General features: G+C 72.8%; 8 protein-coding genes. 5 read left to right on the top strand and 3 right to left on the bottom strand.

Features of this window, described 5'->3' with window-relative positions:
- Positions 1–178: 178 nt before the first annotated feature.
- The 5 genes from H4N64_RS08065 to H4N64_RS08045 all read left to right on the top strand — a co-directional run bounded on the left by H4N64_RS08065 (position 179) and on the right by H4N64_RS08045 (position 15,114).
- A complete protein-coding gene (locus tag H4N64_RS08065; RefSeq protein ID WP_336246660.1) occupies positions 179–1,456 on the top strand; it encodes an MFS transporter in 1,278 nt (425 codons plus the stop codon).
- Complete coding sequence (locus H4N64_RS08060; RefSeq protein ID WP_186281421.1) at positions 1,416–11,681, top strand: non-ribosomal peptide synthetase/type I polyketide synthase; 10,266 nt, start codon at positions 1,416–1,418, stop codon at positions 11,679–11,681. The genes H4N64_RS08065 and H4N64_RS08060 overlap by 41 nt, the downstream gene beginning before the upstream one ends.
- Before the next feature lie 9 nt (positions 11,682–11,690).
- On the top strand, positions 11,691–12,377 hold the full coding sequence (locus H4N64_RS08055; RefSeq protein ID WP_186281420.1) for a response regulator: 687 nt from the start codon (positions 11,691–11,693) through the stop codon (positions 12,375–12,377).
- On the top strand, positions 12,358–13,602 hold the full coding sequence (locus H4N64_RS08050) for a sensor histidine kinase (RefSeq protein WP_186281419.1): 1,245 nt from the start codon (positions 12,358–12,360) through the stop codon (positions 13,600–13,602). The genes H4N64_RS08055 and H4N64_RS08050 overlap by 20 nt, the downstream gene beginning before the upstream one ends.
- Positions 13,603–13,791: 189 nt before the next feature.
- Positions 13,792–15,114, top strand: a complete 1,323-nt coding sequence (locus H4N64_RS08045; RefSeq protein WP_186281418.1) for a hypothetical protein — start codon at positions 13,792–13,794, stop codon at positions 15,112–15,114.
- A gap of 41 nt (positions 15,115–15,155) precedes the next feature.
- On the opposite strand, the gene H4N64_RS08040 is transcribed toward H4N64_RS08045, so the two are convergent.
- From H4N64_RS08040 to H4N64_RS08030, 3 genes are all read right to left on the bottom strand, one after another.
- On the bottom strand, positions 15,156–16,193 hold the full coding sequence (locus tag H4N64_RS08040) for a rod shape-determining protein (RefSeq protein WP_186281417.1): 1,038 nt from the start codon (positions 16,191–16,193) through the stop codon (positions 15,156–15,158).
- Positions 16,194–16,355: 162 nt separating this feature from the next.
- A complete protein-coding gene (locus tag H4N64_RS08035) occupies positions 16,356–21,092 on the bottom strand; it encodes an SAV_2336 N-terminal domain-related protein (protein WP_186281416.1) in 4,737 nt (1,578 codons plus the stop codon).
- Positions 21,082–22,089 carry an AAA family ATPase gene (locus H4N64_RS08030; RefSeq protein ID WP_186281415.1) on the bottom strand — a complete coding sequence of 336 codons (1,008 nt, stop codon included), beginning with the start codon at positions 22,087–22,089 and terminating at the stop codon, positions 21,082–21,084. The genes H4N64_RS08035 and H4N64_RS08030 overlap by 11 nt, the downstream gene beginning before the upstream one ends.
- Between the last annotated feature and the right edge of the window lie 20 nt (positions 22,090–22,109).

The raw sequence follows: 22,109 nt of genomic DNA, 5'->3' as shown, positions 1-22,109 counted from the left end.
GGTGTCGCCTCTTTGGCGGCGGGCGCCGCCCCAAGGGTCCGTCAACAGCGGAACTTGGGAATCCGTGACGGCTGGGAGCGGCCCTCCGAATTGGCCGAGATGCTCGCCCGATGCAATATGGTGGCCGCCGCAGACAGGGGACGGGGGTCCAGTGAGCGCGTTCAGGTTTCGCCTGCTCGTGACATCGTACGCGGTGTCCGCCTACGGCAATTACCTCAATCTCATCGCACTCAGCCTTTTCTCCTACGAGGTCACCGGCACCGCCTTCGGCATCGGCGCCGTGATGGCGCTGCGGCTGCTCGCGGGCGTGGTCGCGGGGCCCGCCGCCGGGACCGTCACCGCGCGCCTCGGCCGCCGTACCGTGATGATCGGCGCCGACACCGCACAGGCCACTGCGATGACCGTACTCGCCCTGTGCGGCTCCCGGACGCCGCTGTGGCTGCTCGGGCTCGTCGTCGTGGTGCTCGGCGCCGGGAACACCTTCTTCACCGTCGCCCTGCGCAGCGCGGTCCCCGTCATGGTCGGCCAGGAGGCCCGCGCCCGCGCCAACGGCCAACTGGTCACCGCCCGTTCCCTCGCCACGGTCCTCGGCTTCGCCTCCGCCGCCCCGGTCATCTCCTACGGCGGCTACGGCACCGCCTTCGCCGTCAACGCCGCGAGCTTCGTGGTGTCCGGGGTGGCGCTGCTGGTGCTGCGGCCGCGCACGGAGGAGGCCTCCCCGAGCGAGCCGGCCGAAGCAGCACCCGGTCCGCCCTGGTGGCGCGCCTGGGCCGGCGTACCCGCGCTGCTGCTCGGGCTGATCGCGCTGCGCGGTACGGACGCGCTGGCCTCCTCCTCGCACAATGTCGCCCTGCCGGTCGTCGCCGAACTCGCCGAACCGGTCGACCCCGCGCTGTACATGAGCCGCTTCTGGGCGGCCTGGGCGGTCGGCACGGTCCTCGCCCACCAGGTCCTCAAGCGGACCGGGACGGAGCGGGGGGCCGCGTGGGGCGAGCGGGCGTTCGCGCTCGGCACCTGCGCGATGTCCTGCTCCTTCGTCCTCACCTTCACCGGGCTGCCCGCCCTCGCCCTGGTGCCGGCGGCAGCGGCGGCCGGGTTCGCCGACGGCTGGACCGAGATCGTCTACACCTCCCGCCTCCAGGCCGCCGGGGACCGCGAGCGCGGGCGCCTCTTCGGCCTTTCGGCCACGGCGGAACAGTTCGGTTTCGCGCTGGGCACAGTCGTCGCGGCGGCCGCCCTTGAGTCGCTGTCCCCGCTGACGGTCGTGGCGCTGTTCCACGGGGTGGCCGTATGCGGGGCGCTGGTCCTGCTGCTCGCCTCCCGCGTCTCAGGAGGCGTCGACCGGAAAACCACCGACATCCGCTACACGAGTGACGAACCGACGTACACGGCACTCACAGAGGGAGAGGGCACGCATGGAACGCGTACGGGGGACGGCCGTCTGCCGGGGTCCTGAGCCGGAACGGGACGCCTCGGATCCACGGAACGCGGTGCAGGCGCTGCTGCGGGCGGCGGAGTCGGCGGCGGACGCGGAGACCGTCGCCGTCGGCCCCGACGGATCCACCACCCGCCTCACCCACCCCGAACTCCTGCTGCGTGCCCGCCGGTTGCTCGGTGCTCTGCGGGAGCGCGGGGTGGGGCGCGGGGACGTCGTCGTGCTCTGCGGGCTGCCGCTCGCCGACTTCTTCCCCGCCTTCTGGGCCTGTGTGCTCGGCGGTATCCAGCCCGTCGCCATCGCCGAGCCGCCCATCCCCGGCTCGCCCGCGCGTGAACGGCTGCTGCACGCCTGCGCGTTGCTGGACAACCCGCTCGTCCTCACCGACGGGTCCGGCGTCGAAGGGCCGCGCGTGACGGACGTACACGACTGTCTGGACGCGGCGCCCGCGCACGAGTACGTCGCACCCGCCGGTTCCGACATCGCCCTGCTGATGCTCTCCTCCGGCAGCACCGGCGCCCCGAAGGCCGCCCGGCTGACCCACGCGGGTCTCGCGGACTTCGCCGCGAGCAGCCGGCGGATCCTGGACGTGCGGCCCGAGGACACCATGGTCAACTGGCTCCCGGTCGACCACAGCGGGGCGTTCCTGCTCTACCACCTGCTCGCCGTCTTCGTCGGCTGCACCAACGTCCACGCGCCGACCGAACGGGTCCTCGCCGATCCACTGCGCTGGCTCGACCTGATGCACGAACACCGGGCCCGGCACGCGTGGGCGCCGACCTTCGCGTACCGGCTGGTCGCCGATGCGCTGAATGCCGAACACCCCAACCGCTTATGGGACTTGAGCTGCCTGAAGTCCCTCGTCTGCGGCGGCGAGCAGATCACGCTGCCCGTCATGCGCGACTTCCTCGACTCGACGCATGGCCTCGGCGTCCGCGAGGGGCACATCGTCCCCGCCTGGGGCATGGCGGAGACGGTCACGGCGGTCACGTACGGCCGCCTCGACCGGCCCGGTACCGTGCACCGGCTGCTCAAGCGGAGCCTCGGCGGTGAGGTGGTGCGCGCCGACGTCTCGACGCCCGAGGACGAGACCGTCACCTTCGTCGCGGCCGGCGCGCCCGCGCACGGGGTCACCCTGCGCATCGTCGACGACCGGGGCGACCTCGCCCCCGACGGCCGTATCGGCCGCCTCCAGGTCCACTCGCCCGCCCGGCTGACCCCCGGCTACGTCGACAACCCCGAGGCCGACGCGGCGGCTTACCCCGCCGGACGGGACTGGCTGGACACCGGCGATCTGGCCTTCCTCGACGCCGGACAGGTCGTCATCACCGGCCGCCGCAAGGACCTGATCATCCTCAACGGGCACAACGTCTACGCCCATGAGGTGGAGGAGGCCATCAGCGCCGTTCCCGGCATACGGCAAGGGGAGGTGGGCGCGTGCGGGGTTCCGGTCCAGGAGCGCGGGACCGAGGAACTGGCCCTGTTCTTCGTCAGCCGGGGGCCCGAGGAGGACGTACGGATCGCGCGTGAGGTGAAGGCGGCCCTGTACTCCCGGCTCCGGCTCACCGCCGCGCACGTCGTGCCCGTCCCGGCGGCGGACTTCCCGAGGACGCCTGCGGGGAAGGTGCGGCGGGCCGAGCTGAGGGAACGGTTCATCGCGCAGGGGGAGGCATCGCGGCCCGACGCCGACGCGGTCGCGCAGGCCGTAAGGGAGGAACTCGCCGCCCTCCTCGGCCGCCCGGCCGACGCGCACACCCCGTTCTACGAACTCGGCCTGACCTCCGTCCTCGTCGTACGGCTGCGCGCCCGCCTTGAGAAGCGGCTCGGGGCGGAGATCCCGCAGACGGCCTTCTTCGAGCATCCGACGGCCGCCGCGCTGGCCGCCCATCTCGCGGACGCTCCCGTGGACATGCCGTCGGCGCCGGAACCGGATCGCGGGGCCGCCGACCGCCGTATCGCCGTGGTCGGGATGGCCCTGCGCTTCCCCGGCGCCGACACGGTCGACCGGTTCTGGGCCAACCTGCGTGACGGGGTCGACAGCGTCGGGGTCTTCGGCGAGATCACGCCCGAGCGGGTGCCGGTCGCCGGAGTGCTGGACGGGGTCGAGGACTTCGACGCCGAGTTCTTCGGGATGAGCCCCAAGGAGACCGGACTCACTCATCCCGCGCACCGGCTGTTCCTGGAATGCTGCCACCGGGCGCTGGAGGACGGCGGTTACGCGGCGGCCGAACCCGGCACCAGGATCGGGGTGTTCGCCGGTTCGGGCATGAACCTCTACGACCATCAGCAGGCCACTGCGACGACTGCGGGGATGCAGAGCGCGATCGGACGGCAGCCCGACTTCCTCGCCACCCGTGTCGCCTACCGGCTCGGGCTCACCGGCCCGGCGATCGGCGTGCAGACCGCCTGCTCCACCTCGCTGGTCGCCGTCCACCTGGCGGTTCAGGCCCTGCTGAGCGGGGAGACGGACCTGGCGCTGGCCGGTGCCGCGGCCGTTCATCTGCCCCAGGAGAGCGGCTACCGCGCCCACCCCGGTTCCATCCTGTCGCCCACCGGACGCTGCCGTGCCTTCGACGCGGACGCCGACGGCACGGTCGGCGGCAACGGCGTCGCCGCCGTACTGCTCAAACGGCTCGACCGGGCGCTCGCCGACGGCGACACCGTGCACGCGGTCATCCTCGGCTCGGCCGTCAACAACGACGGCGCGGGCAAGGTCGGCTTCACGGCCCCCGGGGTCACCGGGCAGGTGGAGGTGGTACGGCAGGCGCTGCGCCGGGCCGATGTCCCGGCGGAGACGATCTCGTACGTCGAGGCCCACGGGACCGGGACCCGGCTCGGCGACCCGGTGGAGTTCGAGGCGCTCGGGCGGGCGCTGGGCGACGGGGCTGCTCGTACCGGGTTCTGCGCCGTCGGGTCGGTGAAGCCGAACATCGGGCATCTCGACAGTTGCGCGGGCATGGCGGGGCTCATCAAGACGGTGCTGATGCTGCGGCATCGCATGCTGGTGCCCACGCTCCATCTGAGTCGGCCCAATCCTGAACTGAGGCTTGGCTCCCTGACGTTGGCGACCGAGCTGCGTCCGTGGCCGGTCGAGGACGGCGTACCTCGCCGGGCGGGCGTCAGCGCCCTCGGGGTCGGCGGCACCAACGCGCATGTGGTGTTGGAGGAGGCGCCGGTGCGGACGGCTTCCGCGAGCGAACTCCCGGTCCTCGTACCGGTGTCGGCCACCGACGAAGAGGCCCTGGCCGAGTTCGCCGATACGCTCGCCGACCGGCTGCGCCGGGACCCGGACCTCGCCGCCACCGATGTGGCGGCCACCCTCGCCTTCGGCCGCCCGCATCGCGCCTGTCGTGTCACGGCGGTCGGTCGTACGGCGCAGGAGCTGGCCCGGTCACTGGCCGAACGGAACCCGGATCGAACGGCGTTGGGTCCGGTCGCCTTCGCCTTCGCCTTCTCCGGGCAGGGCAGCGCCCGTCGCGGCATGGCGGGCGGGCTGTACGCCGCGTACCCAGCCGCTCGGCGGATCCTGGACCAATGCCCGGACGGCCTGCTGCCCCTTCTGCTGGACGAGTCGGCGGACGACCAGGTCTGGCCCACCGAGACCGCCCAGGCCGCCCTCTTCGCCCACCAGGTGGCGCTCGCCGAGGTGTGGCAGGCGGCCGGGGTCCGGCCCGCGCTGCTGTTCGGGCACAGCGTCGGCGAGTACGCGGCGCTGTGCGTGGCCGGGGCGATGACGGTGAAGGACGGGCTGCGGCTCACCGCTCTGCGCGGGCAGTTGATGCACGCCCTCTGTCCGCCCGGCGGCATGCTCGCCGTCAGGGCCGGGCGGGCGGACGTGGAGCGTGTCGCGCGGGCGGCCGGAGCGGAACTCGCCGCCGTCAACGGGCCGAGCTCCCAAGTGATTTCGGGACCGCCCGAGGCCCTGGAGGAAGCGGCACGTCTGTTGGACGGGGAGGGGCTGCGATGGCGGGCGTTGCCGGTGGACCGGGCCTTTCACTCGGCCGCCGTCGAGGAGGCGCTGCGGAAATTCCGGTCGCACGCCGAGCAGCTGGCCTTCCGTCCGCTGCGCACCCCGCTGATCACCACGGCCGACGGTGAGCTCCGCCCCGAGGGCTGGACCGTCGACGACGACTATCTGCTGCGGCAGGCCCGGCGGCCGGTCCGTTTCGACCTCGCCATGGCTGCCGCCGTCGATCGTGGACACGGCGACTTCGTCGAGATCGGCGCGGGCGACACGCTCACCGGTCTGGGGCGGCACTGTGCGCCGAGCAGCCGCTGGCTGAGCGGGCAGGGCGGAGGAGCCCGGGCTGTGGAGCAGGCGAGCGGGGTGCTGGCGGGGCTGGGGTCGGCGTACGAGCGAGGGGCGGACTTGGACTGGCGGGCGATCACGACCGGCGGTGGGCGGATCTCGTTGCCGGGGCATCCGCTGAGGTCGCGTCGGGTGGGAGTGACGTCGGCCCCGGCTGTCACGGTGCCTGATGAAGTGCTCGACGGAATCCGGGAGTTGGCCGCCGGGGCGCTCGGCACCGAGGTCGCCGACATCGTGCCGGACCGCTCCTTCTTCGAGCTCGGGGCGGACTCCCTCGCGCTGATGGGGATGACGACGCAACTGGAGCAGCGGTACGGCGTGCGCGTCCCGGTGCGGGAGCTGTTCGACTCGGCGGACACGCCCCGGAAGCTGGCGGAGCGGTTGGGTGGCGGGAAGCCGACGGAACCCGAGCCGGAGCCTGAGGCGCCGGAGCCGGAGCCGATGCCGGTGACTTCGGAGCCGCCGTCCGACCTACAGGCGCTGTTCGGCCAGCAGCTGAAGCTGGCCCAGCAACTGACCGACCAGGTCACCGGAGTGATCAACCGCCAGCTCGACCTGCTCACCGCCCCGCCCGCACCGGCACCGACACCGGCACCCGAGCCCGCACCCGCCCCCACACCGGCCCTGGAGCCCACCTCCACCACCGACGTCGACTTCAGCCTCTACTTCTTCGGCGACTACCCCGAACACACCGCCCACGACAAATACGGCCTCATCATGGACGCGGCCGAGTTCGCCGACCGCCAGGGCTTCCACGGCCTGTGGTTCCCCGAGCGGCACTTCAACTCCTTCGGCGCCCTGTTCCCCAACCCCTCCGTGCTGGCCGCCGCCCTCGCGGCCCGGACCAGCGGGATCCGGCTGAACGCCGGTTCGGTCGTGCTCCCGCTGCACCATCCCGTGCGGGTCGCCGAGGAGTGGTCGGTCGTCGACAACATCTCCGGCGGCCGGGCGGGCCTGTGCATCGCGAGCGGCTGGCACGCCACCGACTTCGCGCTCGCGCCGGAGAACTTCGGCCGCCACCGCGAGGTGATGTACGAACGGCTTGCAACGGTACGGCAGTTGTGGTCGGGACAGCCGGTCACGGTCACCGCGGGCGACGGCGCCCAGATCGACGTACGACTGCATCCCCGCCCCATCCAGTCCGAACTGCCCCTGTACGCGGCCGTGGTGGGCAACCCCGAAAGTTACCGTCGGGCCGCCGCCGAGGGTCTCGGTGTGGTCACCAACCTGATGACGCAGACCGTCGAGCAGCTCGCGGAGAACATCGCGCTGTACCGGCGTACCCGTGCCGAGCACGGCCTCGATCCCGCGGCGGGCCGAGTCGTCGTCCTGGCGCACACCTACCTCGACGCGGACGCGGAGCGGGCCCGCGCCGAGGCGTACCGGCCGTTCGTGTCGTATCTGCGCTCCTCGCTCGCCCTCTTCGACCAGGTCACCAACAGCCTGGGCTTCGACGTGGACCTGGCGAACACGCCCGAGGAGGACGTCGAGTTCCTGCTCGGGCGGGCCTACGAGCGCTACTGCGCCTCCCGTGCGCTCATCGGCGACGAGCGCACCGCCGTCGAGTCGGTGGGGCGGCTGGTCGCGGCGGGCGCCGATGAGATCGCCTGCTTCGTGGACTTCGGCGTACCGAGGGAGAAGGTGCTGGCAGGGCTGCCGGTGCTGGACCGGGTACGCCGGCGGAAGTATCCGGCGACGGGGGGCCTGCCACACCGCCGCCGTATGCCGCTGTCCCCCGCTCAGCGCCGCATCTGGTTCCTTGAGCGGTTGCACCCGGGCACCACCATGTACTGCGAGCCGAAGGCGATCCGCCTCGACGGGCCACTCGACGTCCCGGCCCTGCGCGGGGCGCTGCAGCGGGTCGCCGACCGGCATCCCGCACTGCGCACGGTGTTCGGGGAGGCCGACGGGGTGCCGTACCAGGAGATACGCGACCATGTGCCCCTGGGCTGCCCGGTCGACGACCACAGCGGCGCGACCGAGCGGGAGGCGCTGCGGGCCGTTCTCGCCGCCCATGCGCACGGCGGCATGGATCTCGGCGAGGGCCCGCTCGTCACCGCCCGGCTGCTGCGGCTCTCGGACGAGCGGCACCTGCTCTTCCTGCTGGCCCACCACATCGTCTTCGACTCCTCCTCCACGGCCGTCCTCGCCCGCGACCTCGCCGCCTACTACCGCCACGAGGAGCCGTCGGCGCTCCCCGAGCCGCCGACGCCCGCCCGTCCCGCGCCCGCCGAACTCGCGGCCTCCCTGGACTTCTGGCGCCGCGAGCTGGCCGACGCGCCCGAACTGACCCTCCCCACCGACCGACCCCGCCCACCGGTCAGAACGGGCGAGGGCGCGAGCCTGACGCATGACCTGGACGCCGAACTGATCAGCAGGCTACGGACGTTCGCTGCCGGACACCGGGCCACCCTCTTCATGGCGCTGACCGGCGCCATCGGCGCCGTGCTCGGCCGGTTCAGCGGGCAGCGGGAGGTGGTGCTCGGCACCGCCGTCGCCGCCCGCCCCGTCGGCGCCGAGGACCAGGTGGGCCTCTTCCTCGACACCGTCCCGCTGCGCGTGGACCTCGGCGGCGACCCGGACTTCCCTGCCCTGCTGCACCGGGTGCGCGACGGCAGCATGACGGCGTACGAGCACCGCGGCGTCCCCTTCGACGAACTGGTCGGCGCCCTCAACCCGCCCCGCGACCCGAGCCGCAATCCGCTCTTCCAGGTGATGGTCGAGTACGAGAACGAAGGCGGCGTCGACTTCGACCCGCCCCGGCTGACCGCCACCCTGCTCGACGTGCCCAGCGAACGCGCCCCCTTCGACCTCAGCGTCTATCTGACCCACCACAAGGACGGCCTGCGGTTCATGGTCGAGTACGACACGGCCCTGTTCGACGAGCCGACCGTGCGGCGCCTGGTGGACCATGTGGAGCAGGTGCTGCGCCGGGCCCTGGACAGTCCCACGGCCCCGCTCCCCGACCTCACGGAGCCCGACCGGACCGACCTCGCCCGGCTGGGAAGCCTGGACGAACCCACCCCCGCCGTCGAGGACACCCTGCACGGCCTGGTCGAGCGACAGGCGCCGGACGCCGTGGCCCTCGTCATGGACGAACGACGGCTCACCTACGGCGCGTTGGACTCCGCCGCCAACCGCCTCGCCCACCTCCTGCGCGGCCGGGGCGCCGGGCGCGGGGAGCGGGTGGCCGTGCTGCTGCCTCGCGGACCGGAGCTGATCACGGCCCTGCTGGGGGTCCTGAAGAGCGGTGCCGCCTATCTGCCGCTCGACCCGTCCGCGCCCACCCCACGGCTGGCCGCGCTGCTGGCCGACGCCGGCCCGGTGTTGCTGCTGACCTCGGGCGAACCGCTCGCCCGGCACCCCGGCCTCGACACCGAGACGCACCTGATGGAGGACACGGACGACGGTCTGCCCACCGACCCGCCGGGCGTCGACGTACGCCCCGAGGACCCGGCGTACTGCATCTACACCTCGGGCTCCACCGGCCGCCCCAAGGGAGTCGTCGTCCCCCACCGGGGCCCCGTGAACCTGATCCGCGCCCACCTCGCCGAACACCCGCCCCTGCGCACCCTCCAGTGGACCTCGCCCTCCTTCGACGTCAGCGTGCAGGAGATCTTCACCACGCTGGCCTCCGGGGCCGAACTGGTGCTGATCGACGACGAGTCGCGATACGACCCGGCGGCCGTCGCGGAGGCGGTGCGGCGGCACGAGGTGCAGCGGATGTTCATGCCGTGCACTCCGCTCCGGTACCTGATGGAGACGGGCCCCCGACTTCCGTCCCTGCGGGAGCTGTTCTCGGCGGGCGAGGCGCTCCACCTCACCGAAGCCTTCCGACGGTTCCTCGCCGGGCACCCCGAGTGCGCGCTGTACAACCAGTACGGCCCGACCGAGACCTCGATCATCGTCACCTCCCATCGCGTCGACCCCGAGGGCGAGACACTGCCCCCCATCGGCACACCGGTCCCGGGCGTACGCATCCTGCTGCGGGACGCGGCCGGGCGGGCGGTGCCGGTGGGGGCCGTCGGCGAGATGTACGTGGGGGGCGTCCCCGTGGCGCACGGCTATCTCGACCGGCCCGAGGAGACGGAGGCGGCCTTCGTCGACGGCGGCACGCTGTACCGCACCGGCGATCTGGCGCGCTGGCGGACCGACGGCACGCTGCAGTACTGCGGACGCGTCGACGACCAGGTCAAGATTCGCGGTCACCGGGTCGAACCGGCCGAGGTGCAGACGGTGTTGGCCGGGCTGCCCGGGGTGCGGGACGCGGCGGTCGTACCGCGTCGGGACCGGCACGGAGAGAATGAGCTGGTCGCCTACGTCGTGACGGACGATCCGGCTCCGCTGCGGCACGCGCTCGCCGCCGAACTGCCCGAGCATCTGGTGCCGGGGCGCTGGGTGGCCCTGGACCGGCTGCCGGTGAACGCGTCCGGGAAGCTGGACCGGGCCAGGCTGCCCGAACCCACCGGTCCCGCCGTACGGCCGGACGCGGAACCGGTCACCCCGCTGGAGAAGTCCCTCCACGAGCTGTGGTGCGAGGAGTTGGGCGTGCCCAGGGTGTCGGTGACCCGGCCCTTCTTCGAACTGGGCGGCCATTCGCTCGGCGCGATCCGGCTGTTGCACCGGATGGCGGAGGAACTGGACGTCGAGGTGTCGATGGCCGACTTCTTCCGAACGCCGACGATCAGGGGCATCGCGTCCCGGGCCGCCGACCGGCGGGTGACGGCGACCGTACCGCTGACCTCGACCCTGCGTCGACTGTGGCAACGCCATCACGAACGCCCGGACCCGTCCGTCTACAACATCGCCCATCGCATCGACCTGCATGGTGAGTTGGACGTGGAGCGCCTGAAGGGCGCGCTGGTGGATCTGGTGCGGCGACACGACGCACTGCGCGGCAGATGCACCGAGCGGACGATGGAGATCCTGGACGAGGTACCGGTGGAGCTACCGGTCGAGGACATGACCGACGCCGACCACTGGTGCGAGGAGCACGCCCGGGTCCCCTTCGCCCTGGACCGTGCCCCGCTGTTCCGCTTCCGTCTGGGCCGACTCGCGGCGGACCACTGGATCCTGCTGACGGTGTTCCACCACGCGGTCTGCGACGGCTGGTCGCTGGGGGCGATCCGGGAGGAGCTGAGCCGGCTCTACCAGGGACGTCAACTCCCGCCGGTCACAGTTCAATTCACGGACGTGGCCCGCGCCGAGCACGAGCTGCCGACGACACGGCGGGCGGAGCTGGAGCGCTACTGGCGGGCCGAACTGACGGACGTACCCCTGCGGTTGCCGCTGCCGTACGACCACCCCCGCCCCACACAGCTGTCGGGCCGGGGCGCCCTGCACACCTGGACCATCGCCGGAGACACCCCCGCCCGGATCACGGCGACAGCCGCCCGCCTGGGCGTCACGCCCTACGCCGTGCTGGCCTCCGCCTTCGCGCTCTGGGCGGGCCGACTGTGCGGCGATCCGGCGGACGTCGTACTGGCCGCGTCCAGCGCGAACCGCACCCGGCGGGACCGGGCGGGGACGGTCGGGCTGATCGGGGACGCGGTGCTGGTACGGGCCAGGCTGTCGGAGGCCGCGGGCTTCGGGGAACTGGCGACGCAGCTGGCCGAGAGCCTGTTCGCGGCGCTGGACCACCAGGAGCTGCCGCTGACGGAGGTGGTGGACCTGGTGGACCCCGGGGACGGCCTGTTCCCGACGGTCCTGTTCACCGTGGTCACGACCCCACCGCCCACCCTGGACCTCGCGCCACTGCGGACCCGGGTGGAGGGCCTGGCCATGCCGGGGGTGGCGCGCAACGAGCTGTACGTCGTACTGGAGCCGGGGTCGACGGAGATCAAGGTCACCTTCGAGTACTCCACGGACCTCTTCACCGCGTCGACCGTCGAGGGATGGGCCCGGAGTTTCACCGCGCTGCTTGAGGAGCTGCCGTAGCGTGAGAGTGTGCGCGTGCTGGTCGTCGAGGACGAGGAGCGGTTCGCGGCCGGGCTCAAGGACGGGCTGGAGGCCGAGGGCTTCGCCGTCGATGTCGCGCTGGACGGCGTCGACGGGCTGTGGATGGCCCGCGAGAACGCCTACGACGCCATCGTCCTCGACATCATGCTGCCCCGCCTCAACGGCTACCGGGTCTGTCGGGAGCTGCGCGGCGCCGGGGACTGGACGCCGATCCTCATGCTCACCGCCAAGGAGGGCGAGTGGGACGAGATCGAGGGCCTGGACACCGGCGCCGACGACTATCTGACCAAGCCGGTCTCCTACGCCGTACTCCTCGCCCGGCTGCGCGCCCTGCTGCGGCGTGACGCGCACCAGCGGCCCGCCGCCCTGACCGCCGGAGACCTGCGGCTCGACCCCGCGACCCGGACGGTCACCCGGGCCGGACGGGACATCGACGTCACTGCTCGGGAGCTGGCGGTACTGGAGTTCCTGCTGCGGCGGGCGGGCGAGGCGGTGTCCAAACGGACCATCCTCGACCATGTCTGGGGCGACGACTTCGAGGGCGACCCGAACATCGTCGAGGTGTACGTCCGGCGGCTGCGCAACAAGGTCGACCGGCCTTTCGGGCGGCGATCGCTGCTGACGGTGCGGGGGTACGGGTATCGGCTGGTGCGGGATGACCCCGGGGACCGGTGAGCGGGCGAGGCGGGAGCTTCGGGCCGTGCGGGTGCGGGCCACGGTCATCGCCGTGCTCGCGGTGGCGCTCGCGCTGGTCGCCGGGGGCGTGGCCCTGGTGTTCGGGCTGCGGACCGAGCTGAGCAATGACGTACGGGACGCCGCCCGGGACCGGGCCGGCGAGGTGGCCCGGGTCATCGAGGCGGGGCGCGGGGTGTCGACGCTGGCCGTGTCCGCGGACGACGAGGAGTTCCTCCAGGTCGTGGCGGAGGACGGCACGGTCGTCGCGGCGAGCGACAACGTCGAGGGCCGCCCGGCGCTGGCCCGGCTCGCGCCCGGCGGGAGCACGACGGTCGAGACCGACCTCGACGAGGACAAGTTCCTGGTGGTCGCGGTGGGCGCGAAGGACGGCGACCGGGACCTGACGGTCCTGGACGGCCGAGCGCCTTCCGGGGTGGCGGAGGCGACCTGGACGGTCACCCGGCTGCTGCTGATCGGCGTCCCCGTACTGCTGGTGCTCGCGGCCGCCGCGACCTGGGCGGCCGTCGGCAGGACGCTACGGAGGGTCGCCCGCGCCGAGGCCGCGCAGCGCCGGTTCGTCTCCGACGCCTCCCACGAACTGCGCTCCCCGGTCGCCGCGGTCCGCCAGCATGCCGAGGTGGCCCTCGCCCACCCCGAACGGGCGGACCCCGACGCCCTGGCCGGGACGGTGCGGGAGGAGGCCGTACGGATGCAACGCCTGGTCGACGACCTGCTGCTGCTCGCCCGCGCGGACGAGAGCGCGCTCGCGGCGACCCGCCGGCCGGTGGACGTCGACGACCTGGTCCTGGAGGAGGCGCGCAGCCTGCGGTCGGGCACGGACCTGGCCATCGACAGCACGGGTGTGGGCGCGGCCCGGGTGATCGGCGACTCAGAGGCGCTACGGCGCCTGGTGCGCAACCTCGGCGAGAACGCGGCCCGCCATGCCCGCGCGCGGGTCGCGTTCGCGCTGACGGACACGGGGGACGGGCAGGTGCGGCTGACGGTGGAGGACGACGGTCCGGGCGTCCCGCCCGCCGACCGGAAGCGCGTCTTCGACCGCTTCGTACGGCTGGACGAGTCCCGTGCGCGGGGAGCGGGCGGGGCCGGTCTTGGCCTGGCGATCGTGGCGGAGGTGGCGGCCGCGCATCGGGGGAGGGCGGAGGTGGGGGAGGGCGATCTGGGGGGCGCTCGGTTCGTGGTGACGCTGCCGTCGGCGGGCGAGTGAGCCGCTGAGCAGGGCCGGGGGGTGCGCTGTATCGCACCTGGTAGGTGGTTCGGCCCTGGGACACGCTTTTTTCTCCCCCGTACGGCGGTTGCTCGGTTTCTGACAGCGCGTTCAGGGGCGTTCAGGGGACGTTCAGCGGGTGGGAGGGAGGATCGGCTGTAGCGGATCGGTGTGCCTGAGGAGGCCGTCATGAACGCTCGGCGAAGGTTGTTGTGGCCCGGGGCCGTCGTGGGGGCCGTGGTGTTGATGGCCGGGGCCTGTTCCGGGGACGCGGGAGCCGACGAATGTGTGCGGGTCGTCGACGAGGAGACGGGGGAGACGGGCAAGGAGTGTCTGCCGCTGGCGCCTCGGAGCGACCGCGTGGATCTCGAAGAGCCGGTCTTCTCCCATCCGACGCGGATCACGAACCCCCTGCACCCCACGAGCGAGGTGGACCAGGTCGTGATGGGCGGCCAGGCGGACGGGGAGGTCTTCCGGACCGAGGTCAGCGTGCTGCCCGGCAGCAAGACGATCAAGTGGGACGGCACGTCCGTCTCGGCCCTGACCTCGCAGTACGTCGCCTACGCCGACGGCCGGATCCAGGAGGTCGCCCTCGACTGGTACGCCCAGGCCGACGACGGTTCGGTCTGGTACCTCGGGGAGGACGTCTTCAACTACGAGGACGGGGTCGTGGCCGATACCGAGGGGACCTGGCAGGCGGGGCGGGACGAGGCTCCACCGGCGATGATCATGCCCGCGTCTCCGGAGGTGGGGGATGTGTACCGGCCGGAGAATCTGCCCGGGGTGGTGTTCGAGGAGGTCACGGTGAAGTCCGTCGATCAGACGGTGGACGGGCCTTACGGGAAGGTCGACGGTGCGATCACCGTGACCGAGGTGCACATGGACGGCTCCACGGAGGAGAAGGTGTTCGCGCCGGGTTACGGGGAGTTCTCCACCGGTACGGAGGGCGACCTGGAGGCGGTGTCGCTGGCGGTGCCGACGGATGCGGCGCCGGGTGCCGCGCCTTCTGAACTGGCCGCGCTGGATGAGGCGGTTCTGGGGGCGCAGGACGGTGAGGTGAGCGAGGGGGATGTGCGGGAGGTTCGGGGGGCCTGGGAGGCGTACATTGCGGCGGATTCGGTGCCGGAGTTGTTGGAGCGGCAGATGACGCGGGATGTGAAGGCGCTGGAGGGGGAGGATGCGGTCGAGGCGGCGTTGAGGGTGGCGCAGAACGCCGGTGACCTGAGTCTGCGGTACGAGACTGTGCGGTCGGTCGATCTGGAGCGGTTCGGCATGTGGGCGCGGCAGTTGGGGATCGACGCGGCGGCGGGGGAGGCCGGGGCGGTCGCGGGTGACGTGACGAGCCTGGAGCTGGTGTGGGAGCGGCTGCGGGACGACTCGGGTGAGGCGGAGAAGGTTGCTGCGGATCTGAGGGAGGCCAGGGAGGCGGCGGACCGGGAGGACACGGATGCCGCGGGCCGGTTGGCATCGGAACTGTCGGCTGACATCGCACAGCTGACGCCGGAGCGGTGACCGCGGCAACGCGATGCCGCTTCCCGGCGCCGGGGTTCGGGTCACGTGGCCAGCGGGTCCAGCTCCAGCGGTTCGATCTTGCCCTCCAGCATGGTGCCGAGGCCCTGTACGGCGCACACGTCCGGCCGCTCGGCGATATGCACCGGCATCCCGGTGGCCTCCCGCAGCATCTGGTCGAACCCCGGCAGCAGCGCGCTGCCGCCGACCATCATGATCCCCCGGTCCGCGAGGTCGGCGACCAGATCGGGCGGGCAGTCCCGCAGCACCTTGCCGATCCCGTCGAGTACGGCGGTCAGCGGGGTCTGGATGGCGTCCCGTACGGCCGCGGTGTCGACCTGGACGGAGCGGGCGAGGCCGGTGGCGACGTCCCGGCCGTGGATCTCGGTGGAGGCCGGCCCGTGCGGGGTGAGCCCGTTGCCGGACAGGGCGAGCTGCAACGGCCGTACGGACTGGCTCGGCAGCACCAACTCGTGCTCGTGGCGCAGATGCTGCACGATCGCGTGGTCCACGGCCTCGCCGCCCACCGCGATCCGCTCGGCCGTCACGATCGACCCGAGCGAGAGTACGGCGACCTGGGTCGCCGCCGCCCCGCACACCATGATCATGGTGGCCTCGGGCCGCTCCACCGGCAGCCCGCAGCCCACGGCCGCCGCGATGAGCGTGTCCACCAGCTCCACCCGGCGCGCCCCGAGTCCGACCAGCGTCTCGATCGCCGCGCGCTGCGCCAGCGGATCGGCGTCGTGCGGAGTGCAGGCGGCGGCGCGCAGGCGCGGCTTGCGGCGCAGGGTACGGCGGACCTTGTCGCCGAGCAGATGCCGCAGCATGCGCTGGGCCATCTCGATGTCGACGACCGTGCCGCCGGAGACGGGCCGGACGACACGGATGTAGTCGGGGGTACGGCCGGTCATCTTCTCCGCGAACTCGCCGACCGCGATCAGCGCGCCCGTACGGGTGTTCACGGCGGCGGCGGAGGGCTGGTCGACGACGAGCCCGGCCCCCTTCACGTACACCCGCGTCCTCGCCGCCCCGAGGTCGACGGCGAAGTGGCAGCGGCGCAGCTGCTCCAGACTGGCGGTCATGGCAGGTCCTCCCGAGAGCACAGACCGTGGGGCCGCCGGGTGGCGGCCCTCACTGGCATCGTGCGGGGGCGGGGGAGGGGGCGCGTGTTGTGGTGGGCCGAGCGGGGCGCCGCTGAATGGGGGGTTTTGTCGCTTGTGTCCCCTGTGGATGTCCCATCCGGTTCATCGGGCGCGGGCGGCTTCGAGGAGCGGGGAGAGGCTGGGGACGAGCAGCACCTCCTCGTCCGCCGCGCGCAGTCGGCGCCGGGCCGCGTCGTTCGGGGCGTAGCCGATGAACGGCAGACCGAGGGTGCGGGCGGCGGACAGTTCCGCGACGGTGGAGGCGACCAGGACACAGGCGGAGGCCGGAGCCCGCACATGGTCGAGCGCCTCCAGCAGTACATGCGGATGCGGCATCAGCCGGGAGAGGTCGAGGGGGCGGCCGTACACCCCGCCCAGCACATGGTCGATCAGCCGGTGCTGCCGCAGATACCGCGCGACCGCGCCCGCCGTCCGGTCGGTCACCACGATCGGCCGGGCCCTGATCCCGTCCAGCGCCTTGAGCAGATCGGCGGCGAGCGGGGTCGGCCGAGCGGTACGGGCCGCCCGGTTGTCGTGCGAGTCCACCAGCGCGCGCACCTCGCGCTCCATCCTGTGTCCCGCGAACGCCCGCAGCAGATCGAGGGAGTTGGCGTAGCCCTCGACCGAGGAGACAGGGCCGCCCGTGGCCAGCAGCGGCCGCCCGGACAACGCGTCCTCGGGGTCCCGCTCCTCCACGAGCAGCCGGGCCACGTCCCGGAGCACCTCCCGCTCGGCGTCCTGCGTGTACATCCGCGCCAGCACCTCGTCGAACCCGAGCAGCACGTACCGCGCGGTCCGGATCAGCTCCCCCACCGAGCGGCGGGCGCCTGCGGGGAGGGCGGCGGGACTCCGGAGTTCGGGCGGCACGGTCCAGTGCAGGGCGTACCCGGGCACGCTCCACTGCGCCAGGGCCGCGTCGAGCCCGTCCCTGCCCCGGCGGCGCGCGCCGGCCAGTACGTCGGTCAGCATCCCGGGCAGATCGAGTCCGGGGCTGGCCGCGGCCTTGAGCGGGTCGTCGACGCGCCAGGTCACGGACACGCCGGGCACGCCGGTGACGGAGAGATGGCGCTCCCGCAGATCGACCTCGAAGTAGTGCCACCCCGCGCGGACGTGAGAGGGCTGCTGGACGGACGGCGAGTCCGGGACGGCGAGCAGGCCGTCCGTCGTGGACAGGACGATGACCAGGTCCGGGTCCCTGGGCTGGGGGATCCGCCCGTCGTACGGCATGGGGAAGGGGCCGCGCACCGGCCGCTCCTCCGCCGGAGGGCTCATGTCGTCGCCCTGGTCGAACACGCGATACCAACCGCCGCCGTTGCCGAACTGGCGGAACATCAGAGGGTCGACGGTCTCGGAGTCGACGTCCTCCATGAAGTGCCAGAACTCCGACAGTGCGACGATCGCCTGCGCGCCCGACTCGTTCAGTACGGCCTTGGCCGCGCCGAAGTCCGGCCGGTCGCTGTGGACCTCGGTGCCATCCGGCCGGAGGTGCGCCTGCCAGAAGGTGGCGCCCAGCCGCCGGCTGCCCAGGCGCCGCAATTGCCCGGCCAGCCCCTCCATCGTCGCCCGGAACAGCGGGGCCCCGTCCACGTACGGTTCCATCCGCGCGGTGACACCCCAGGCGGACTGCACCAGTTGGTATTCGTCCCGGGCAAGCCCACTGGCCGCTACAAGCTCCTCCACCAGGCGGCGCAGGGCCGCCATGGCCTCATTGCCGTGCCGTCCGTCCACGAACTCAAAGCGCACGAAGTCGTGCTGATCGGCCTCGACTTCGTCATCCGCGTCGTCGTCCTCCGCCGCGACCAGCAGCCGGTCCGGCTCGTCCTCCTCCAGCAGCGGGGGATCCTCATACACGGGTTCCTCGGGGTGGGCCTCCGGCACCTCGGCGAACGCCTCGCGCAATTCGTGTCCGAGGGCGAGCAGTTCGGGGTTGTCGCCGCCGGAGATCTTGTACTCCTCGAACACGTCGAGGGCCTCTTCCGTACGGCCCTGGCGCTGGAGGGCGATCAGGTAGAGACGGCGGAAGTCCTCGCGGGAGGGGTGGGCGTGGAGGAGGTCGGCGAGTTCGGTGGCGGCTCGCTCGAACTCGCCGAGTTCCAGGTCGAGTTCGGCGCGGGTGGCGTAGAGGGAGAGGCGCAGTTGGTGGAAGCGGGTGCGGGCCTCGGCGGCGGCCGGGCCCGGGACGCCGTCGAGTGCCTCGCCGCGCCAGAGGCTCAGTGCCTCGTCCACCGTGGTGCGGGCGGAGGCCAGTTCGCCCGTCGCGCGCTGCTGCTCCGCCTGTTCCACCAGTTTCTGGCAGGTGACGACATCCACGAAGTCGGCGCTGGTGTGCAGGGCGTAACCGTCGGGCAGGGCGGCGAAAATCCCGGGTCCGAGGGCGTTGCGCAGCCGGGAGGCGTACGTCCGCAGGAGGGCCTCGGCGTCCCCTTCCGGCGCCCGTGCCCCCCAGATGCCCTCGGTGAGCTGTGAGTGCGTCACCCTGCGGCCGTGGTGGAGGAGCAGCATGGCCAGCATGGCCTGCTCCTGCGGGGAGCCGGTGGCGATGGGCTGTCCGGATCCCCGGCGGGCGGTGACGCGGCCGAGGAGGGAGTAGTCGATGTGGTCATGGGCCTTCCACGCCTGGCGGACGAACGCGTCGCGCCGAAGCGCCCGCAGACCCTCCTGCTGCTCCGTGAGATCCTCCGACATCAGCAGCAACCCGATGGCCCGCGCGAAGGAGGGCCGCAGGGACGACGGCAGCAGGCCCAACTGAGCGGGGGCGACGGTCGTACCCGTCACGGGGGCCCCGCCCGACGACAGACGGAGGATCATCCCGCCGAGTTCGCGCAGATCCCAGGCGTACGGCTCCGGTCCGGTGGCGGACGCGAGCGTGAGGAGCGTGAGCTTGACCCTGCCGTCGGGCAGCAGCATGACCCGGTTCATGCCGAGTCGGCCGTGCGGGACACCGGCTTCGTGCAGCGCGGTGACCGCCTTGCCCAGCTGGCTCGCGGTCAGCACCAGGAGCGGCGCGGGCAGCCGGTAACCCCCCGGTGCGGGGAGGGACTTCAGCGTGATCCCATCGATGTACTCCATGACGACGTATTGGTGGCCGAGCTCAAGACCGTAGTCGTGAACGGTCACCACATTCGGATGCCGCAGCGCCTTCAGCGCCTGCCCGGCCCGCAGGAAGTCCCGGGCGCGCTTCGGATCCCGCGGCGCGGGGACCCGCGACACCACGACCCGCTCCCCGGTCTCGGTGTCCTCGCCCAGCCACAGCGAACCGCCCTGACCGACCGGCTGCAGGAGCCGGTACCGCTCCCGCAGCGCCCCCCGCCGCCCCACCAGCCGATCCCGAGTCTCCCGCGCCACCGTCGCGATCGGCTCACCGCCCGTGGCCGTCACCTTCCCGGACGCCGACGGCGTCGTCGCCCGGATCTCCCCCGCCGCCACCCCCGCCCGCTCGTCGATCAGCGCCCCGAGCCGGGACAGCAGATCCGTTGTCCTGCGCCTAGCCGTACGCGGCAGACTCCGCAGCAGCAACTCGCGCACCCCGGACCGGAACGCATAGCTCCCCGTCGGCCCCGCCACCCCCGTGAGCATGCCGCTGAGGATCACCTCCGCGAGATGCTGCGGACGCGGCTCCCGCTCCAACGCGGCCTGCACCAGCCGCATCACCGGCAGGTCGGGCCGCCCCAAGGCGAGATGCCCCGCCAGCCGAAACGCCTCCGGAGAAGCCGACGCCCGGAACCGCAGCACCAGTTCCTCCGCCGACAGCTCCCCGAAGTCCGCCCGCCCCACCGCATCACCCGGCCCGCGCAACCAAGCTGCCGCTCCCGGGAACTCCTGCCCCCCAGGCGCCGCCACCAGCGCCGCCCAGTTCGCCAGCCATCGGGGCCCCGGTTCGAGGACCGGCAGGGGCACAAAGCTCTCCTCCACGACGTCGTCGTACGGCCGGAAAGAGATCGCGGAGTTCGGCGCCGCCGGATGCGGCGCGCTCAACCGGCCGGGCACCGTGGGCAACGCGGTGTCCCGCCACAAGTGCTCAGGCAGCGGCTGTACGACCGCCAGCGGCATCCGGCGTGCCCAGCGGCGCAGCGTGCCGTACCACCGGGTGCCGGCCGGGCCCTGTCGCCACTGCGGGCCCATGCAGTCGCTGATCAGGAGGGTGACCGTGCGGCCGTCGGCGGGGGCGTGGGCGTCGGGATGGCGGACGGTGCCGTCGGGTTCGGCGCGGTGCGCGGTCACCGTGCGGAAGATCCCCGACTGGGCGAGCGTGGTGTGCAGTTCGCGGATCAGCGGGCGCCAGACCGGCATCGTGGGGCCGGTGTCGTAGAGGAGGTTCAGCCGGAGCCAGCGCTCCTGGGCGGGGCGCAGGACCGGCAGCCAGAACTCGGGGGCGGCGCCGAGGCGGGCGATGCGGTCGGCCGTCGCGCGTTCGTCGAGTTCCACACGGTGGGGGGCGGCCGCGCGGCGCTTCAGCGGGCGCAGGGAGCGTTGCAGGGCCAGGGGGTGGCGCAGCATCGGGGGCGCGGGGGCCAGGAGCTCGGCGTGGGGTTCGGGGGAGGGCTGTGGGGCGGGTGCCGGGGCCGGGAGGTGGAGGGGGGCTCGGGGGGATTCCGGCGGCGGCGGAGGAGGGGCGGAGGCCGGGGGCTCCTCGTGCCGCTGCTCCACATGAGGCGGCTCGGGCGGTCGTACGTCCTCTGCCTCGGCCGGTGCTTCGGGCGTCGGCTCCTCCGGCGACATGTGCCGTGCCAGCCACAGCAGTTCCGCCAGTTCGAGCGCCGTCGGGCGCACGCCGCCGCCCGCCTCGGCCACTACGTCGGCCAGGCGGACCAGGGGCGATCGGCGGCGCTCAGAAGGCATCGCTGCTCTGGGCCTCCCCGAGGTAGGGCATCAGCCGCTCGGCGAGTTCGTCGAGGGAGTCGGCGGCGAGGTCGGAGGAGCGGGCCAGGTAGATGGCGTTCAGGAGCTGGTCGGTGGCCAGATCGCCGCCGCCGACCCGGGCGAGGAAGCGGCTGATCAGGGTCTGGGCGTAGGCGTCGGGCTCCTCGTCGAAGTGGGCGCGGACGATGTCGGCGAGCCGGGCGTCGTCGGGCTGGCGCAGCCGCAGGGTGACGCAGCGGCGCAGGAAGGCGGGCGGGAACTCGCGCTCGCCGTTGCTGGTGAGGACGACGAACGGGAAGGCATGGCAGCGCACCCGGCCGCGCTCCACGGCGACCCGCTGGTCGGTGCCGTCGATCATCACCTCGGCGACGGGGGTGTCACGGGCGCCGCGGATCAGCTCGGGGATCCCGTACTGGCCCTCCTCCAGCACGTTCAGCAGATCGTTGGGCAGGTCGAGGTCGCTCTTGTCGATCTCGTCGATGAGCAGGGCGCGGGGGCGGGCGTAGGGGAGGAGGGCGGTGCCGAGGGGGCCGAGGCGCAGGTGGTCCTCGATGCCGGAGCCGGTGGGGGCGGTGGTGTGCCGGGCCGCGTAGAGGCGGGAGAGCGGGTCGTACTGGTAGAGGCCGTCGTGCAGGGTGCTGCGGCTGGTGATGTTCCACCGCAGGACCGGGCCGAGGCGCAGCTCACGGGCGACGGCGTAGACGAGCGAGGACTTGCCGGTGCCGGGCGGACCCGTGACGAGCAGGGGGCGGCGCAAGTAGAGGGCGGCGTTGACGAGTTGGACCGTCTCCTCGGTGGCCTGGTAGGTGGCGGCGCGGTGGGTGCGGTCCGGGGAGACCGCGGCGACGTCGGCTCCCTCGTCCGGCGGGCCGAGCAGCGGGCTGCCGTCGAAGGCCCGCCAGGGCGGGGGCGGCGGCAGCTCGGTGATGCCGTCGTGCGGCTCGTTGGTGCCGGTGTAGACGGGCCACAGGGGCATGGCTCTTCTCTCCTGGGAGG

The organism is Streptomyces cupreus (assembly GCF_014257025.1).
GTDB classification, from domain to species: Bacteria; Actinomycetota; Actinomycetes; order Streptomycetales; family Streptomycetaceae; genus Streptomyces; species Streptomyces cupreus.
The sequence above is the reverse complement of the archived record's forward strand: the minus strand, read 5'-3'. Positions and strand labels throughout refer to the sequence as shown.

Bases quoted from the DNA above. Each gene is read 5' to 3' on its own strand.
- H4N64_RS08050 (WP_186281419.1), top strand. From the start codon at position 12,358: ATGACCCCGGGGACCGGTGAGCGGGCGAGGCGGGAGCTTCGGGCCGTG.
- H4N64_RS08040 (WP_186281417.1), bottom strand. From the start codon at position 16,193: ATGACCGCCAGTCTGGAGCAGCTGCGCCGCTGCCACTTCGCCGTCGAC.
- H4N64_RS08030 (WP_186281415.1), bottom strand. From the start codon at position 22,089: ATGCCCCTGTGGCCCGTCTACACCGGCACCAACGAGCCGCACGACGGC.
- H4N64_RS08035 (WP_186281416.1), bottom strand. From the start codon at position 21,092: ATGCCTTCTGAGCGCCGCCGATCGCCCCTGGTCCGCCTGGCCGACGTA.
- H4N64_RS08060 (WP_186281421.1), top strand. From the start codon at position 1,416: ATGGAACGCGTACGGGGGACGGCCGTCTGCCGGGGTCCTGAGCCGGAA.
- H4N64_RS08045 (WP_186281418.1), top strand. From the start codon at position 13,792: ATGAACGCTCGGCGAAGGTTGTTGTGGCCCGGGGCCGTCGTGGGGGCC.